At 62.3% G+C, this 17111-nt stretch carries 14 protein-coding genes and 1 pseudogene; 10 read left to right on the top strand and 5 right to left on the bottom strand.

Annotated elements, in window-relative coordinates; translation table 11 throughout:
• Positions 1-39: 39 nt before the first annotated feature.
• Positions 40-1227 (bottom strand): MFS transporter, encoded by a 1188-nt coding sequence (locus FAY22_RS20930; protein WP_146332743.1) that lies wholly within the window; start codon positions 1225-1227, stop codon positions 40-42.
• 139 nt (positions 1228-1366) lie between these two features.
• Here FAY22_RS20930 and uvrA point away from each other — a divergent pair, with 139 nt between their 5' ends.
• Entirely contained in the window at positions 1367-4219 is a 2853-nt protein-coding gene (gene uvrA, locus FAY22_RS20925; RefSeq protein ID WP_146332741.1) for an excinuclease ABC subunit UvrA, read from the top strand.
• A gap of 16 nt (positions 4220-4235) precedes the next feature.
• The gene (locus FAY22_RS20920; RefSeq protein WP_146332739.1) at positions 4236-4514 is read left to right on the top strand and encodes an acylphosphatase; all 279 of its coding nucleotides are present in this window, start codon (positions 4236-4238) and stop codon (positions 4512-4514) included.
• Here FAY22_RS20920 and FAY22_RS20915 read toward each other — a convergent pair whose 3' ends face one another.
• Together FAY22_RS20915 and FAY22_RS20910 are read right to left on the bottom strand one after the other, a co-directional pair.
• Entirely contained in the window at positions 4515-5423 is a 909-nt protein-coding gene (locus FAY22_RS20915) for an AEC family transporter (RefSeq protein ID WP_146332737.1), read from the bottom strand.
• 85 nt (positions 5424-5508) lie between these two features.
• The gene (locus FAY22_RS20910; protein WP_146332735.1) at positions 5509-7494 is read right to left on the bottom strand and encodes a monovalent cation:proton antiporter family protein; all 1986 of its coding nucleotides are present in this window, start codon (positions 7492-7494) and stop codon (positions 5509-5511) included.
• A gap of 118 nt (positions 7495-7612) precedes the next feature.
• On the opposite strand from FAY22_RS20910, the gene FAY22_RS20905 reads away from it, so the two are divergent.
• The 8 genes from FAY22_RS20905 (at position 7613) to FAY22_RS20870 (ending at position 14272) form a co-directional block, all read left to right on the top strand.
• Entirely contained in the window at positions 7613-8641 is a 1029-nt protein-coding gene (locus FAY22_RS20905) for an SIS domain-containing protein (RefSeq protein WP_146332733.1), read from the top strand.
• Positions 8641-9165, top strand: a complete 525-nt coding sequence (locus FAY22_RS20900; RefSeq protein WP_146332731.1) for an HAD family hydrolase — start codon at positions 8641-8643, stop codon at positions 9163-9165. The genes FAY22_RS20905 and FAY22_RS20900 overlap by 1 nt, the downstream gene beginning before the upstream one ends.
• Positions 9162-9749 (top strand): LPS export ABC transporter periplasmic protein LptC, encoded by a 588-nt coding sequence (gene lptC, locus FAY22_RS20895; protein ID WP_146332728.1) that lies wholly within the window; start codon positions 9162-9164, stop codon positions 9747-9749. Before FAY22_RS20900 ends, lptC begins: the two co-directional genes overlap by 4 nt.
• Positions 9750-9782: 33 nt before the next feature.
• Positions 9783-10331 carry a lipopolysaccharide transport periplasmic protein LptA gene (gene lptA / locus FAY22_RS20890; RefSeq protein WP_146332726.1) on the top strand — a complete coding sequence of 183 codons (549 nt, stop codon included), beginning with the start codon at positions 9783-9785 and terminating at the stop codon, positions 10329-10331.
• 1 nt (position 10332) lies between these two features.
• Complete coding sequence (lptB, locus tag FAY22_RS20885; protein WP_146332724.1) at positions 10333-11073, top strand: LPS export ABC transporter ATP-binding protein; 741 nt, start codon at positions 10333-10335, stop codon at positions 11071-11073.
• Between the two features lie 18 nt (positions 11074-11091).
• Positions 11092-12573: an RNA polymerase factor sigma-54 gene (locus FAY22_RS20880; RefSeq protein ID WP_146332722.1), complete on the top strand. Its 1482-nt coding sequence runs from the start codon at positions 11092-11094 to the stop codon at positions 12571-12573.
• Positions 12574-12690: 117 nt separating this feature from the next.
• A complete protein-coding gene (gene hpf / locus FAY22_RS20875) occupies positions 12691-13038 on the top strand; it encodes a ribosome hibernation-promoting factor, HPF/YfiA family (RefSeq protein ID WP_146332720.1) in 348 nt (115 codons plus the stop codon).
• A 145-nt stretch (positions 13039-13183) separates the two neighbouring features.
• A complete protein-coding gene (locus tag FAY22_RS20870) occupies positions 13184-14272 on the top strand; it encodes an enoyl-CoA hydratase/isomerase family protein (protein WP_146332718.1) in 1089 nt (362 codons plus the stop codon).
• A gap of 7 nt (positions 14273-14279) precedes the next feature.
• Here the strand turns inward: FAY22_RS20870 and FAY22_RS20865 are convergent, their stop codons facing one another.
• Positions 14280-15413 (bottom strand): deoxyguanosinetriphosphate triphosphohydrolase, encoded by a 1134-nt coding sequence (locus FAY22_RS20865; protein ID WP_146332716.1) that lies wholly within the window; start codon positions 15411-15413, stop codon positions 14280-14282.
• Positions 15410-17048: pseudogene (aroKB, locus tag FAY22_RS20860) on the bottom strand (bifunctional shikimate kinase/3-dehydroquinate synthase AroKB). The gene FAY22_RS20865 and the pseudogene aroKB overlap by 4 nt, the downstream one beginning before the upstream one ends.
• Positions 17049-17111 lie beyond the last annotated feature (63 nt).

Genomic DNA, 17111 nt, shown 5'->3' with positions numbered 1-17111 from the left:
CTTTAAGTGAATCGAGGTGCGAATCTGGCGTGCCGGCATTCAGGCAGTCTTTGCCGCCGTGCCGCGCCGCGGCAGGTTCTTCATGTTTGCGGCAATTATAAGCCAGACGATGGTCAGTCCCGCCCCCAGCGCGAACACCGAAGACGCGCTCACATGCTGGCGCAGCCAGCCGCCGACCACGCCACCGCAAGCCAGCCCCAGCGCCTGCAGCGTGTTGTACACGCCAAGCGCGGCGCCCTTGGCCGACGACGGCGCAATGCGCGACACCAGCGATGGCTGGCTGGCTTCCAGAATGTTGAACGAGATGAAAAAGGCCAGGAGCAGGATGACCAGGACCGACCAATGCATCGGCGTCTGCAAGAACAGCCACAACCCGGCTTGCACAGCCAGCATCAGTGCAATCGCGGCCACAAACACCTGCTTCATTTTGCCCTGCCGCTCGCCGACGAAGATCGGCGGCAGCATCAGCACGAACGAGGCGACCATCACCGGCAGGTACACTTTCCAGTGCGATGCGATCGGCAGGTCGGCGTACTGGACCAGGGCCGGCGGCACGACGACAAACATGGCGACCTGCGTCATGTGCAGGACGAACACGCCGAAATTCAGGCGCATCAGCTCGGCGCTTTTCAGCACCAGGCCGAAATCGGCACGGCCCGACGGCACGCGCGGCATGGTCGGCACCATGAACAGCACCACCGGAATTGCAATTATCGCCAGCACGCCAGTCAGGCTGAAGATCCCGCCCATGCCCATCCACTGGTACAGCATCGGCGACAGCACCATCGATACGGCGAAGGTGATGCCGATCGAGCCGCCGACCATCGCCATGGCCTTGGTGCGGTGCTCCTCGCGCGTCGAGTCGGCGATGAAGGCTGTGACGGCCGCCGAAATCGCGCCGGCGCCCTGGATCGCCCGGCCTGCGATGACCCAGTGAATATCGGTGGCGGCGGCGGCGATGAACGAGCCGATGGCGAACAGCACCAGGCCGATGACGATGACCGGCTTGCGTCCGTATCGGTCGGACGCCATGCCGTAGGGGAGCTGGCCGAAGGCCTGGGCCAGCCCGTAGATTCCCATCGCCCAGCCGACCAGGGTCACGCTGTCGCCACCGGTCAGGCTTTTTGCGGCAACGGAAAACACCGGGAGGATCAAGAACCAGCCGAGCATGCGCATCGCCAGAATCGATGCCAGCAAGCCGCTGGCGCGGATTTCCGCGCGGCTCATGCGGGGGTTAATTTCAACGGAAGCGGTCGAGGACATGGGAGGCGGAAGTAAAGGACTGGATACGGCGCGTTTCAAAACCCGTTATAGTATCAGGTTGACCGGGATTAAGCCGGTGTTGTCTACCAGTTAAAGGCAGTTCATGGAAGAAATCCGAATCCGCGGTGCGCGCACGCACAACCTCAAGAACATTAACCTGGAATTGCCGCGCAACCAGCTCATCGTCATCACCGGCCTGTCCGGTTCCGGCAAGTCCTCGCTGGCCTTCGACACGCTTTATGCGGAAGGGCAACGCCGCTACGTGGAATCGCTGTCGGCCTACGCGCGCCAGTTCCTGCAACTGATGGAAAAGCCCGACGTCGACCTGATCGAAGGCCTGTCGCCGGCGATCTCGATCGAGCAGAAGGCGACCTCGCACAATCCGCGTTCGACCGTCGGCACCGTGACCGAAATCCATGACTACCTGCGCCTGTTGTATGCGCGCGTGGGCACGCCCTACTGCCCCGACCACCCGGAAAATCCGCTGGCCGCACAGTCGGTGTCGCAAATGGTCGACGCCGTGCTCGCCATGCCGGAGGATACCAAGCTGATGATCCTGGCGCCGGTGGTGGCCAACCGCAAGGGTGAACACGTCGACCTGTTCGAGCAGATGCAGGCACAGGGCTTCATTCGCTTCCGCATCCAGAGCGGCACGCACGCGGCGAAGATCTATGAAATCGACGACCTGCCGAAACTGAAGAAGACCGAGAAGCACACCATCGATGTCGTGATCGACCGCCTGAAGGTCAAGGCCGACGTCAAGCAGCGGCTGGCGGAAAGCTTCGAGACCGCGCTGCGTCTGGCCGAGGGTCGCGCGATCGCGCTCGAAATGGACAGCGCCAAGGAGCACCTGTTCTCCAACAAGTTCGCCTGCCCCACCTGCGGCTATTCGCTGCAGGAACTGGAGCCGCGCCTGTTCTCGTTCAACAACCCGATGGGCGCCTGCCCGGAATGCGACGGCCTCGGCCACATCGAGTTCTTCGACCCCAAGCGCATCGTCGCCTTCCCCAATCTGTCGCTCGCCTCCGGTGCGATCAAGGGCTGGGACCGCCGCAACCAGTTCTACTACCAGATGCTCACCAGCCTGGCCGAGCATCTCGGATTCGATCTGGATGTGGCGTTCGAAAAACTGCCGGACCAGGTGCAGCAAGTGGTGCTGCACGGCTCCGGCCGCCAGACCATCCCGTTCACCTACATCAACGAGCGCGGCCGCGCCGTGGTGCGCGAGCATACCTTCGAAGGCGTGGTGAACAACCTGCAGCGGCGCTACCGCGAAACCGATTCGATCGCGGTCAAGGAAGAGCTGGCGAAATTCATCAACCAGAAGGAATGCCCGTCGTGCCAGGGCGCGCGCCTGCGCGTCGAGGCGCGCTACGTGAAGGTGGGTTCCGGCAAGCAGGAGCGCACGATTTACGACGTGTCGCGCACGCCCCTGCGCGACACGCTCGAATTCTTCGACAAGCTGAAGCTCTCCGGCGCGAAGAAGGAAATCGCGGACCGCATCATCAAGGAAATCGTGTCGCGCCTGAAGTTCCTGAACAACGTCGGCCTCGACTACCTGTCGCTGGAGCGCAGCGCCGACACACTCTCCGGCGGCGAGGCCCAGCGCATCCGCCTGGCGTCGCAGATCGGCTCGGGACTGACCGGCGTGATGTACGTGCTGGACGAGCCGTCGATCGGCCTGCACCAGCGCGACAACGACCGCCTGATCGACACCTTGAAGCACCTGCGCGACATCGGCAACAGCGTGCTGGTGGTTGAACATGACGAGGATGCGATCCGCTGCGCCGACTATATCGTCGACATGGGCATCGGTGCCGGCGTGCATGGCGGCGAAGTGATCGCGCAAGGCCCGCTGAACGCCATCCTGAAAAACAAGAAGTCGCTGACCGCGAAATACCTGAACGGCACGCTGGCGATTCACGTGCCGAAGAAGCGCACCGCCCCCGACCCGGAGCGCCAGCTAGTGATTGCCGGCGCCTCCGGCAACAACCTCAGGAACGTCACGCTCAACCTGCCGGTCGGCCTGTTGACCTGCGTGACCGGCGTGTCCGGCTCGGGCAAGTCGACGCTGGTCAACGACACCCTGTACCACGCCGCTGCGCGCCATCTGTACGGCTCGCAGACGGAACCCGCGCCGTACGAGTCGATCCACGGCATGGAACATTTCGACAAGGTGATTGCGGTCGATCAGGCTCCGATCGGCCGCACGCCGCGTTCCAATCCGGCGACCTATACCGGCGTATTCACGCCGATCCGCGACCTGTTCGCGACCGTGCCGACCGCCAAGGAGCGCGGCTACAGCGCCGGGCGCTTCTCGTTCAACGTTAAGGGCGGCCGCTGCGAGGCTTGCCAGGGCGACGGCGTGATCAAGGTCGAGATGCACTTCCTGCCGGATGTATACGTGCCTTGCGATGTGTGCCACGGCAAGCGCTACAACCGCGAAACGCTGGAAGTCCAGTACAAGGGCAAGAACATCCACGAAGTGCTGGAGATGACGGTCGAGGAAGCGCATGAGTTCTTCAAGCCGGTGCCGGTCGTCGCGCGCAAGCTGCAGACGCTGCTCGACGTGGGCCTCGGCTATATCCGTCTGGGCCAGAGTGCCACCACGTTGTCGGGTGGCGAAGCGCAGCGCGTGAAGCTGTCGCTGGAATTATCCAAGCGCGATACCGGCCGCACGCTGTACATCCTGGACGAACCGACCACCGGACTGCACTTCCACGATATCGATTTGCTGCTGAAGGTGATCCACCGCCTGCGCGACCAGGGCAACACGGTGGTCATCATCGAGCACAACCTGGACGTCATCAAGACTGCCGACTGGATCGTCGATCTCGGCCCCGAGGGAGGTGCCGGTGGCGGGCAGATCATCGCCGCAGGCACGCCGGAAGACGTCGCCAAGAGTCCGGTGAGCTTCACCGGCAAATACCTGGCGCCGATGCTGAAGAAGAAGTAAAGATCGGGAGGCGCGAATGGCAAGACATCTCGTCATCACGGGCCTGGTGCAAGGCGTCGGCTACCGCGCCTCCTTCGAGGCGCAGGCGCGCGCGCTGCGGCTTTGCGGCTGGGTGCGCAATCGCCGCGACGGCTCGGTGGAGGCGATGGTGCGCGGCGATGATGCAGCGCTCGAAAAAATCGTCGCATGGTCGCGGCGCGGCCCCGCCGCTGCCGTGGTCAGCGATGTGAAAGTGAACGAAGCGGACGACGTCTCGCTGCCGGATGACCGGTTCGAGGTGCGTCAAACCGAGTAGTTACGCCCGCAGCCCCAGCCACAACCCGGCCGGCACGAACGCCAGCGCCGCCAGGTTCCCCAGCAAGACGATCGACGCCACCTTGTCCGGCTCCTGCTTGTACTGCTCGGCCACCATGAAGCAGAACACGGCCGGCGGCAGCGACGCGAACAGGTACATCTGACCGCGCTGATCCGACGTCAGGCTCAGCACGCCGTCCAGCAGCCAGGCGACGATCAGGCCGGCGACCGGGCAGACGATGGCGCCGATGACGCCGATATGCCAGCTCTTGAAATTGACGTCGAGCATGCGTACGCCGAGCGCGAACAGCATGACCGGGATGCTGGCGTCTCCCAGCATCTTCATCGCCTGCATCAGCGGCATCGGCAGCGTGACATGCCATATCGCGAACAGCATGCCGGCCATCATCGAAAGCATCATCGGGCTCATCAGGAATTTCCAGAATGGCGTGTGCTGCTTGCGCCCGCTCTCGATGATCTTGATGCCGACCGAAAAATAGATCAGGTTGCATGCCATGAACAGCGCCACCGCCGCCGACAGTCCGGCCGTGCCGAAGGCCAGCACCGCCAGCGGCAAGCCCATGTTGCCGCAATTGTTGTACATCATCGGCGGCACGAAGGTGCGCGGATCATAACCCAGCATTTTCGCCACCGGCCAGGCGATCAGGCCCGAGCCGAGGGCGATCAGGATGCCTGCCAAGATCAGCGTGCCGTTATGCACGAGATCGAAGTCCTTCGCCGCCAGCGCGGTAAACACCAGCAGCGGACACAGCACGCCCATGCTGACGCGATTGACGGCCGCCATATCCTCCTTGACGCTTACGCCGCGCAGCCGGGCATAACCGTAGCCGAGGGCGATGATAAGGAAGACCGGCAGGATGATGCCAAGGATACGCTCGAAGACTTGCATGGAAACTCTTTCAGGGACAGTGATGCTGCCCTGGGATTGTAGCGAGAACCGGCGAAACGTGTTTTCCTGTGGAAACTTTTGCCGATTACTTGAGCAAGCGCTGTTCCGCACGCGCCACAGCTTCGGACGCGCCGCGCAGCACGACGATGTCGCCTGCTTGCAATACCGTCTCGGGCGTCACTTCGACACGGTTCTTGCCGCGCCGAAGAATCGTCACTTCAGCGCCGATCTCCGGCAGCTTCAGCGTACCCAGCGACTTGCCGATCGCTCTTGCGCCATCGTTCAGGATGACCGAATGCAGGCGCACATGCAGATGCTCGGCATCTTCCGGCGCATCGCTGGCGCCGTGAAAATACCCGCGCAGGGAAGCGTAGCGTTCGTCGCGCGCGGCCTGCACGCGGTGCACCACGCGCCGCAGCGGCACGCCCAGCATCACCAGTGCATGCGAGGCCAGCATCAGACTTCCCTCGATAGCCTCCGGCACCACCTCGGCCGCGCCGGCGCCGCGCAGTTTGTCGAGGTCGCTGTCGTCGTGGCTACGCACGATGACCGGCAAGGCCGGCGCCAGTTCGTGCGCAAAGTGCAACACTTTCAATGCGGACGGCGTATTGGCATAGGTAACCACCAATGCTGCCGCGCGATGGATACCGGCCGCCACCAGGCTTTCGCGCCGGGCGGCATCGCCGAACGAGACGCTGGCGCCGGCGGCCTGCGCTTCGCGCACCCGGTCGGGATCGAGGTCGAGCGCGTGATACGCGATGCCCTCCTCTTCCAGCAGCTTGGCCAGGCTTTGCCCGGTGCGGCCGAAGCCCGCGATCAATACGTGCTGCTGGGTAGACATGGTGCGGGTCGCAATCTGCGTCAGGGCCAGCGACTGCATCATCCATTCGTTGGCCGACAGCTTTAGCACGATGGCGTCGGACTTGGCGATGATGAACGGCGCAGCCAGCATCGACAGCACCATCGACGCCAGGATCAGCTGGATGAGGAGCGGGTCCATCAGGTGCAGGCCGCCCGCCTGGTTCAGCAGCACGAAGCCGAATTCGCCGGCCTGCGCCAGCGCCAGGCCGGTGCGCAGGGCCACGCCGGTCGAGGTGCCAAACAGCCTAGCCAGCCCCGCGATCAGGCCGAACTTGAGCAGCACGGGGCCGGAGAGCAGCAGCAGCACCAGCCACCAGTTGGCCAGCACCAGCCGCACGTTGAGCAGCATGCCGATGGTGATGAAGAACAGCCCCAGCAGCACGTCGCGGAACGGCTTGATGTCCTCTTCCACCTGATGCTTGTATTCCGTTTCGGAAATCAGCATGCCTGCCACGAAGGCGCCCAGCGCCAGCGACAGGCCGGCCCGCTCGGTGATCCAGGCGCAGCCGAGCGTGATCAGCAGCAGGTTGAGCATGAACAATTCCTGCGAGCGGCGCTTGACCACGATGTGGAACCAGCTGCGCATCAGCTGCTGCCCGATCACCAGCAGCAGCACCAGCACGATCATCGCCTTCATGCCGGCCAGCGCCAGTGTCGCCAGCAGGTCGCCGGAATTTTTCGCCAGCGCCGGCACCAGGATCAGCAAGGGCACCACCGCCAAGTCCTGGAACAGCAGGATGCCGATGATCTGGCGACCGTGCGGACTTTCCAGTTCCAGCCGTTCGGTCAGCAGCTTGGAGACGATCGCGGTGGACGACATGGCCAGCGCGCCGCCCAGCGCAAAGGCAGCGCGCCAGCTGATATCGGTCAGCTGCGGCAGCAGGTGCGCCACCAGCCAGCCGAACAGCATCGCCGCGGCGATCGTGCACAACACCTGCGCCATGCCCAGCCCGAACACCGTGCGCCGCATCGATGACAGCTTCGGCAGCGAGAACTCCAGCCCGATCGAGAACATCAAAAACACGACGCCGAATTCGGCCAGCGTATGGGTAGTTTCATTCTCCACGGCAACGCCCAGCCCGTGAGGCCCGACGACGATACCAACCAGCAAGTACCCCAGCATCGGTGGCAAATGCAGCATGCGGAACGCGACCACGCCGAGTACCGCGGCACCGAGCAAAAGCAAAGTCAGTTCGAGAGCTGAAAACATGGGTTATTAAAAACCAAATTTGATATGCGATTCGCAATCACATTGAGGTGTGTCAAACCGGCTTTTTTGTTGTCATTGGCAGGTTTTTTGCTTTCCTAATTCGTTTATACTTTCGGGCATGAGTGTACCCCATGCAAAAACCCCGCCGATAGCTTTTGATATAAAAAGCGCACAGCGCGCGCTGGACTTGGCGCGCGACACCTTGCAAATCGAAGCCGACGCCCTCCTCGCGCTGAAGAGCCGGTTGTCCGACAGCGCCGACGACAGTTTCGTGCAAGCCGTCGCGCTGCTGCTGCAGTGCAGCGGCCGCGTGGTCGTGTCAGGCATCGGCAAGTCCGGCCATATCGCCCGCAAGATCGCGGCAACCCTGGCATCGACAGGCACGCCTGCGCTGTTCGTGCATGCGGCCGAAGCCTTGCACGGCGACCTCGGCATGATTACCGAGAACGATGCCTTGATCGCCATTTCCAACTCCGGCGAAGCGGCCGAATTCCTGGCGATCATTCCGATTCTCCGCCGCATGGGCGCCAAGCTGATCGCCATCACCGGTAACGCGCAATCGAGCCTGGCCAAGCTCGCCGATGTCCACCTGGACGCACGCGTGGACAAGGAAGCCTGCCCGCTCAACCTGGCGCCGACGGCCAGCACAACCGCCGCGCTGGCGCTGGGCGATGCGCTTGCCGTGGCGTTGCTCGACGCGCGTGGTTTTCGCGAAGAAGACTTTGCGCGCTCCCACCCGGGCGGCGCGCTCGGGCGCCGCCTGTTGACGCACGTGCGCGATGTCATGCGACGCGGCGATGCGATTCCGGCGGTGGCCCCCGATACGCCTCTGCCGGCGGCATTGCTCGAGGTAACCCGGAAAGGCATGGCGATGACGGCCGTCGTCGACGAGGCGTTCCGCGCCGTCGGCATTTTCACGGACGGCGACTTGCGCCGTCTGATCGAATCGGTGCAGGATTTCAGCAAGCTGAAGGTGGCCGACGTGATGCATGCCAATCCGCGCACGGTTGGCCCCGATCAACTCGCAGTGGAAGCGGTGGACGTGATGGAGCAGTTCCGCATCAACCAGATGCTGGTCACCGACGCCGACGGCAAGCTGGTCGGCGCGCTGCACATCCATGACCTCACCCGCGCCAAGGTAATCTGATGGAAGACGCCATCGCCAGAGCCGCGCAAGTACGGCTGATGATTTTCGATGTCGACGGCATCCTGACCGACGGCAGCCTGCATTACGGCCCGGACGGTGAAGTGATCAAGACATTCAACGTACTCGACGGCCACGGCATCAAGCTGCTGCAGCAATCCGGCGTGGCCGCCGCCATCATCAGCGCCCGAAAATCCGATATCGTGGCGCGGCGCGCGGCCGACTTGGGCATCCGGCACCTGTTCCAAGGCGTGCACGACAAGCTCGCCGCATTCCGGCAGTTACTGGAGCACACCGCCATTGCGGCGGAACATTGCGGCTTCATCGGCGACGATGTGATCGATTTGCCGGTCCTGACGCGGGTCGGATTTGCCGCCAGCGTGCCGAACGCGCATCCGGAAGTGCGCTCGCGCGTGCATCATGTCACGCAAGCCGCCGGAGGACGCGGAGCGGCGCGCGAATTGTGCGACTTTATCCTGCGCGCCCAGGGCAACTACGAGACGGCACTGGCGCCGTATCTGCAATGAACGGCAAGGCCCGCCCTTTCCGTGTCGCCGCCATCCTGGTGCCGATGATCGCACTGGCGCTCGGCAGCTTCTGGCTGCTGGAAGTCATGCGGCGCGACAGCGGCGATACCGGCCCCGGCGCGGCGAGGACGGAGCCGGATTTCTACGTTGAAAATTTCAATTACGTCAAACTCGCGCGCGACGGCAAGGTCCAGTACCACTTCTCGGGCGAACGGCTGACGCACAATCCGCAGGACGATTCCTACGATATCCGGCATCCCGTGGTCGTCAGCGTGGGCAATGGCCCGGCGCCGACGACGATGCGTTCGGCGCGCGCGCATGTCAACAGCGACAGCAGCCAGGTGCATTTGTACGACAACGTCCACATGGATCGGCCGGCATCGCAAGACAGCGTGCATATGCACATGACGTCGGAATATCTGCTGGTCTTGCCTGACGATGATGTGATGCAGACCGACAAGCCGGTCCAAATCAATTACGGCCAGTCAGTACTGAACGGCACCGGCATGTTTGCCAATAATGCGACGCGCGAGTTCAGACTGGCGAGCAATGTCCATGGCACGTATCAAGCCCCGGCGCACTAATTCAGGTATAACTTGATTCACTCGAGAGTTTTCATGACACGTTTCTTCTTGCTGCTATTCATGCTCAGTACTGCCATTGCATACAGCGCGCATGCCGAGAAGGCCGATTCCGACAAGCCGACCAATGTCGAAGCCGATCAGATGTTGTATGACGATGTGAAACAGGTCAACACATTTACCGGCAACGTCATCCTCACGCGCGGCACCCTGATCATGAAAGCGTACAAGCTGATCGTGACGCAGGATCCGGCCGGCTATCAGCATGCCACCTTGCTCGCGCCCGCCGGCGGGCTTGCCACCTTCCGTCAGAAGCGCGATGGCAACGACAATCAGTGGGTGGAAGGACAGGCCGAACGCATCGAATACGACGGCAAGTCCGAAATGGTCCGGCTGTTCTCGAAGGCGAAACTGCGGCGGCTGGAGGGCACCAGGCCGACCGACGAAGTCGAGGGCGAATTCATTTCGTATGACAGCCGCGCCGAGTTTTACACGGTGAACAATACGCCGACCGGAGAAAGCAAGCCGGGCGGCGGACGCATCAAGGCCGTCATCCAGCCGCGCACCGAATCGCAGGGCAAATGACATGACGAGCACCTTGGTTGTACGCGGTTTGCAAAAGAGCTACGGCACGCGCCAGGTCGTGCGTGACGTCTCGCTTGACGTCGCCAGCGGCGAAGTGGTCGGCCTGCTCGGTCCCAATGGCGCCGGCAAGACCACATCGTTTTACATGATCGTCGGGCTCGTGCCTTCGGACGCGGGCGAAATCGATCTGAACGGCTCGGCGATTTCGCGCCTGCCGATTCATCGGCGCGCCATGCTCGGCCTGTCGTACCTGCCGCAGGAAGCCTCGGTGTTCCGCAAGCTGACGGTGGCGGACAATATCCGGGCAGTGCTGGAATTGCAGCGTGAGAACGACAAGCCGCTGCCGCGCGCGACCATCGAAAAGCGCCTGAATACTCTCTTGGCCGAACTGCAGATCGAGAAGTTGCGCGACAACCAGGCGTTGTCGCTGTCGGGCGGCGAACGCCGACGGGTGGAAATCGCACGCGCGCTGGCCACCAGCCCGCGCTTCGTGCTGCTGGACGAACCGTTCGCGGGTGTCGATCCGATCGCCGTGATCGAGATCCAGCGCATCGTGCGCTTCCTGAAGGAGCGCGGCATCGGTGTGCTGATCACCGACCACAACGTGCGCGAAACGCTCGGCATCTGCGACAGGGCATACATCATTAACCAAGGCGCGGTTTTAGCCAGCGGCCGCCCCGACGACATCATTGCCAACGAGTCGGTGCGCCGCGTGTATTTGGGCGAACACTTCCGGATGTGAGGAAGCAACCAAACAGGTATGAAACAGACTCTCCAACTTCGCGTCTCGCAACATCTGGCGCTCACGCCGCAGTTGCAGCAATCGATCCGGTTACTGCAGCTATCCACGCTCGAGCTGCATCAGGAGCTGGAGCAGATCCTGTCCGACAATCCGATGCTGGAACGGGTCGACGACCCGCTCGATCATTCGGTGCGCCTGCTGGCCGACGGCGCCATCACGCCCGGCAACGGCAGCGCCGACACCGCGGCACCGGAAGCGAGCGCGCCGGCGGCCTCGGACGAAGGCGAAGGCGGATTCGATAGCCCGCCCGAAGGCGGTGAAGCAGCGTCGTCGGCCGAGGGCGAATGGAGCTTCGACGACGTTGCGCGCACCTCGAAGGCGCCGGAGGACGACGATGCGCGCCCGCAGCTGGAAGCGCACGAAACCACCCTGCGCGAACACCTGCTGGAACAGATGCGCGTGACCGTGCACAGCCAGCGCGACCGCGCACTGGTCGAACTGATCATCGACGCGCTGGACGACAACGGCTACCTGGAAGAGCCGCTGGAGGAAATCCATGCTCGCCTGCCGGCCGAGCTGGAAATCGAACTGGAAGAGCTGCAGGTCGCACTGAAGCTGGTGCAAAGCTTCGAACCGGCCGGCGTCGGGGCGCGCAATGCGTCCGAGTGCCTGGCGATCCAGATCGCACGCTTTCCGAAAGTGCCGCTGGTGACGCGCAGGAGAGCGCTGGAGATAGTCGAAAACCATCTCGCGCTGTTTGCGCAACGCGACTTCAACAAGCTCAAGAAGGCGCTCGATTGCGACGACGAAGACTTGCGTGAAGCGCATGCGGTGATCCGCCGCTGCAATCCGCATCCCGGCGCCATGTTCGCGTCCGATGCATCGGACTATGTCGTGCCGGATGTAATTGTCAAAAAAGCAAAGAACGGCTGGCAAGTGATGCTCAATCACGATGTCATGCCCCGCCTGCGCGTCAATGCGCTGTACGCGAATATCCTCAAGCAGAGCAAGGGTGAGGGTTCACTGACCGCGCAGCTGCAGGAAGCCAAGTGGCTGATCAAGAACATGCGGCAGCGCTTCGACACGATCTTGCGCGTTGCACAAGCGATTGTTGATCGGCAAAGAAATTTCTTCTCGCATGGCGCAGTCGCGATGCGCCCCCTTGTCTTGCGTGAAATAGCTGATACACTGGGTTTACACGAAAGTACTATCTCACGTGTAACAACTCAAAAATATATGCTGACCCCGCATGGCATGTTTGAGTTGAAGTACTTCTTCGGTAGCCACGTCGCGACCGAAGCCGGGGGCGAAGCTTCGTCGACCGCGATACGGGCACTGATCAAACAATTGATAGGAGCTGAAGACCCCAAGAACCCATTCTCTGATAGCAAAATAGCGGATATGTTGGGTGAACAGGGCATGGTCGTTGCGCGTCGCACAGTCGCGAAGTACCGCGAAGCTCTGAAAATCCCTCCAGTCAATCTGCGCAAATCCTTGTAGTCATCGTGTAGTGAGTGTTGTTTCTGTTGCCGTGTTCCTGCGTAGCCCTCACGTCTACGCGACGATCGAACGGGGCACGTTGCGAACCTCCGGCGACACCATCCATAGGAGCGCTGTATGAATCTGAAAATCAGTGGACATCATCTCGAACTGACGCAACCCATCCGCGACTACGTACAAACCAAACTGGAACGCATCAGACGTCATTTCGATAATGTCATTGATGTCACGGTCATCCTGTCAGTCCAGAAGCTATCGGAAAAAGAACGGCGCCAAAAGGCCGAAATCAACTTGCACATGCGCGGAAACGTCATCCACGTCGAGAGCATCCACGAGGACCTGTACGCCGCCATCGACCTGATGACCGACAAGCTGGACCGTCAAGTCTTGAAGCACAAGGACAAGATCCAGGATCACCAGCACGAAGCGATCAAGCGCATTCCGGAAACCCAAAGCGCCGCCTGACACGGCGGCAAGGCCGGCCAGACCGGCGACAGAAAGGACGCAGCGATGCGTCCTTTTTTATTGCAGCCACTGTCCTTCCGACGACAGTCCCGCCCCCGCCGATCCCGATAAAATACCGCTTTCCCGTCGACCTCCTTCCGCTTCCATGTCCGACCATATCCAGACCAGCATCCAGAATCGCACCGGCTTTCTGACGCTCGACCGCCCCAAGGCGCTCAATTCATTGTCGCTGCAAATGGTGCGCGCGCTGACCGCCACCCTGCTGGGGTGGCGCAGCGACCCCGAGGTGCGTGCTGTCGTCATCCGCAGCACGAGCGAGCGTGCATTTTGCGCCGGCGGCGACATCCGCTTCTTTCATGACGCCGGCACCAGAACGCCGCAGGGCGGCAGCGCCCTGCTGGAAGATTTTTTCACGGAAGAATATGCGCTCAACCACCTGATCCACCACTATCCAAAACCGTATATCGCCATCATGGACGGCATCGTGATGGGCGGCGGCATGGGAATCTCGCAGGCCGGCCCGGGCAACCGCCTGCGCGTGGTAACCGAGCGTACCAAGATGGCGATGCCGGAAGTGAATATCGGCCTGTTCCCCGATGTGGGCGGCAGCTTCTTTCTGTCGCGTGCACCAGGGCAGATTGGCGCCTATCTCGGCGTCACCGGTGAAATCATTGGTGCCGCCGATGCGCTGTACGCCGGCCTGGCGGATGTCTATGTGCCATCCGCCCGCCTGCCCGCCCTGCTGGAGCTGATCGCATCCGATAACGGCGACGACGTTCGCGCGACGATCCGCTCGTTTGCCATGCAGGCTGACACGGTCGTTCCGGCGACCAGTATGCTGGCTGAGCAACGCGCGCTGATCGATCGCCATTTCGCACACGACGACGTCGTGTCGATTGCCGCCTCGCTGGCAAGCGATGTCGATCCGTTCGCGCAAAAAACGCTGGCGGTGATGAACAAGCGCTCGCCGCTGATGATGTGCGTGACGCTTGCGCAACTGCGGCGCGGCGCAAAACTGGGCATTGCCGATTGCCTGCGCATGGAACGCACGATGGTGCGACGCTGCTTCGAGCATGGCGAAGTGCTTGAGGGCGTGCGCGCCGTGGTGATCGACAAGGACAATGCGCCACGCTGGAATCCGTCCATGCTGGACGAAGTGTCGCCGGACATGATCGAGCACTTCTTCGCCTCGGCATGGCCGCCGCACGCGCATCCGCTGCGTGACCTCGGCTGATTCGTCGTCAGATTTCGTCGACCTGGAACAGGCGCCGATGCTCGCGCATCGCGTAGCGATCGGTCATGCCTGCGATGTAGTCGGCCACCTTGCGCGCCTGCGACGGCGCCCCGATCGTCACCTGGTAATCGGGCGGCAGCAAGCCCGGCTCCTGCATGAAGGCGTCGAACAGCTCCTTGATGATGCGGCGCGCCTTGCTGGTCATGCGGTTGACTTGGTAATGGCGATACAGGTTTTCCCGTAAGAAGCGCTTGAGAAAGGCCGCTTCCCGAGTCATCCCGTCGGAAAAGGTGATCAGCGCCGGCGCGCGGCGCACATCCTCCAGCGTCTTCACCTGCGCATCCTGGATGCGTGATTGCGACGCCTGGATCAGGTCGACAATCAGGGCGTTGATCATGCGGCGGATCGTTTCGTGAATGGCGCGGCGCCCGCTTATTCCCGGATACACGGTTTCCACTTCGCCGCGGTGACGGGCATAGAAATCGATCTGATCCAGCTGCGCAGTGGTGAGCAGCCCCGAACGCAGCCCGTCGTCGATGTCATGGTTGTTGTAGGCGATTTCATCGGCCAGGTTCGCCAGCTGCGCTTCCAGCGTCGGCTGCGTCCTGTCCAGGAAGCGCTGGCCGATATCGCCGAGCCTGGCCGCGTTGGCCGCCGAGCAGTGCTTGAGAATGCCCTCGCGCGTCTCGTACATCAGGTTCAGGCCGTCGAACGCGCCGTAGTGCTCTTCCAGCTCGTCCACCACGCGCAGGCTTTGCAGGTTATGCTCGAAACCGCCGTAGCCCTTCATACACTCGTTCAAGGCATCCTGGCCGGCATGGCCGAATGGCGTATGACCGAGGTCGTGCGCCAGCGATATGGCCTCTACCAGGTCCTCGTTCAGGCGCAGGTTGCGCGCGATGGAGCGCGCAATTTGCGCCACCTCGATGCTGTGCGTGAGGCGCGTGCGAAACAGGTCGCCCTCGTGGTTGACGAATACCTGGGTCTTGTATTCCAGCCGGCGAAATGCAGTGGAATGGATGATGCGGTCGCGGTCGCGCTGGAATTCGCTGCGCGAACCGGGGGGCGGTTCGAAGAAGCGCCGGCCTCGCGACGCCGCGGAATGCGCGGCGTAAGGCGCGAGGCGGGCATCGAAATTCATTGCTGCACGCAAGCCTTCAACGTGGCCAGCAGGGCTTCCTGCGGCACCGGCATGATCACCGGCGCGCCCAGCGGCTTGATCAGGATGAACTTGATCTGGCCGCCTTCGTTCTTCTTGTCGACCTGCATCAGCTCCAGCCAGCGCTCGGCGCCAAGGTCGGGCGCCGCCACCGGCAAGTCGGCGGCTTTCACCAGCGCCTTCACCCGCTCGCGAGTGGTCGCATCAATGAAGCCGAGCCGCTGCGACAAATCGGCCGCCATCACCATGCCGCATCCGACCGCCTCGCCGTGCAGCCACTCGCCATAGCCGAGGCCGGCCTCGATGGCGTGGCCGAAGGTGTGGCCGAAGTTCAGGATCGCGCGCAGGCCGCCTTCGCGTTCGTCCTGCCGCACCACGTCGGCCTTGATCTCACATGAGCGTCGGATCGCATAGGCCAGCGCCTGCGCATCCCGGGCAACGAGCTTGCCGATATTCGCCTCGATCCAGTCGAAGAACGGGGCATCGATGATCGCGCCATGCTTGATCACCTCAGCCAGCCCGGCCGACAGTTCGCGCGCCGGCAGCGTGTCGAGCGTGGTGGTATCGGCAATCACCGCCTGCGGCTGGTAGAACGCGCCGATCATGTTCTTGCCGAGCGGATGATTAATGCCGGTCTTGCCACCGACCGACGAGTCGACCTGCGCCAGCAGGGTCGTCGGCACCTGAATGAAGGGCACGCCGCGCATGTAGGTAGCGGCGGCAAATCCGGTCAGGTCGCCAATCACGCCCCCGCCCAAGGCGATCAGCGTGGTCTTGCGGTCGCATTTCTGTTCGAGCAGCGCATCGAACACCTTCATCAGGCTGGCCCAGTTTTTCTCTTCTTCGCCGTCCGGCAGGACGATCGGCGTCACCTGCTTGCCGGCCTGGATCAGGGTCTGCGTCAGCCTGTCCAGATACAGCGGACCGACCGTGGTATTGGTCACGACAGCGACGCGCTTGCCGGCGACATGGCGGCCGATCAGGTCGGCGTTCGACAGAAGCGATTGTCCGATCACGATCGGGTAACTGCGCTCGCCCAATTCGACTTGCAAGGTGATCGGGGAAATTTGCTGCGTCATCATGAAAATGTCAGGAAGTTGGTTTCGGCTCGTCGTTGCCGTCGGGCGCCTTCTTGCAGGCCGTTTCCAATTGGGCAACGATCGTCTGCACCAGTGATTGTACGTTAGGACGGCCGGTGTCGACGATGAAGTCCGCCACTTCCAGGTAGTAGGGCTCGCGTTCGCGTGACAATTGCTCAAGGCGGGCGCGCGGGTCGGCGGTTTGCAGCAGCGGCCGGTTCTTGTCGTGGCTGGTGCGCTGCAGGATGCTGTTGACGCTGGCGCGCAAATAAATCACGGTGCCGCGTGTTTTCAGATACGCGCGATTTTCCGGCTTGAGAATGGCTCCGCCGCCAGTCGCCAGCACGATGCCGCTTTGCGCGGTCAGATCGCGGATCACATCCGATTCGCGCTGGCGAAAGCTGGTTTCGCCCTCGATTTCGAAAATCAATGGGATAGAGGCGCCAGTGCGCGCCTCTATCTCGTGATCGGAGTCGATGAACCGCTTGTTGAGTTTTCTGGCCAGGGCGCGGCCGACGGTGGTCTTGCCGGCGCCCATCAAGCCAACTAGGAAGATATTTTGCGACACTGTTTTACCAATTATTCGATCATCCTCGCCATG

This window comes from Noviherbaspirillum sp. UKPF54 (assembly GCF_007874125.1).
Lineage (GTDB): Bacteria > Pseudomonadota > Gammaproteobacteria > Burkholderiales > Burkholderiaceae_D > Noviherbaspirillum.
Note: the sequence above shows the minus strand (reverse complement) of the source record. Positions and strands in the feature narration are given on the sequence as shown.

Bases quoted from the DNA above. Each gene is read 5' to 3' on its own strand.
- lptC (WP_146332728.1), top strand. From the start codon at position 9,162: ATGAACGGCAAGGCCCGCCCTTTCCGTGTCGCCGCCATCCTGGTGCCG.
- hpf (WP_146332720.1), top strand. From the start codon at position 12,691: ATGAATCTGAAAATCAGTGGACATCATCTCGAACTGACGCAACCCATC.
- FAY22_RS20865 (WP_146332716.1), bottom strand. From the start codon at position 15,413: ATGAATTTCGATGCCCGCCTCGCGCCTTACGCCGCGCATTCCGCGGCG.
- FAY22_RS20870 (WP_146332718.1), top strand. From the start codon at position 13,184: ATGTCCGACCATATCCAGACCAGCATCCAGAATCGCACCGGCTTTCTG.
- uvrA (WP_146332741.1), top strand. From the start codon at position 1,367: ATGGAAGAAATCCGAATCCGCGGTGCGCGCACGCACAACCTCAAGAAC.
- lptB (WP_146332724.1), top strand. From the start codon at position 10,333: ATGACGAGCACCTTGGTTGTACGCGGTTTGCAAAAGAGCTACGGCACG.
- FAY22_RS20880 (WP_146332722.1), top strand. From the start codon at position 11,092: ATGAAACAGACTCTCCAACTTCGCGTCTCGCAACATCTGGCGCTCACG.
- FAY22_RS20930 (WP_146332743.1), bottom strand. From the start codon at position 1,227: ATGAGCCGCGCGGAAATCCGCGCCAGCGGCTTGCTGGCATCGATTCTG.
- lptA (WP_146332726.1), top strand. From the start codon at position 9,783: ATGACACGTTTCTTCTTGCTGCTATTCATGCTCAGTACTGCCATTGCA.
- FAY22_RS20910 (WP_146332735.1), bottom strand. From the start codon at position 7,494: ATGTTTTCAGCTCTCGAACTGACTTTGCTTTTGCTCGGTGCCGCGGTA.
- FAY22_RS20920 (WP_146332739.1), top strand. From the start codon at position 4,236: ATGGCAAGACATCTCGTCATCACGGGCCTGGTGCAAGGCGTCGGCTAC.
- FAY22_RS20915 (WP_146332737.1), bottom strand. From the start codon at position 5,423: ATGCAAGTCTTCGAGCGTATCCTTGGCATCATCCTGCCGGTCTTCCTT.
- FAY22_RS20900 (WP_146332731.1), top strand. From the start codon at position 8,641: ATGGAAGACGCCATCGCCAGAGCCGCGCAAGTACGGCTGATGATTTTC.
- FAY22_RS20905 (WP_146332733.1), top strand. From the start codon at position 7,613: ATGAGTGTACCCCATGCAAAAACCCCGCCGATAGCTTTTGATATAAAA.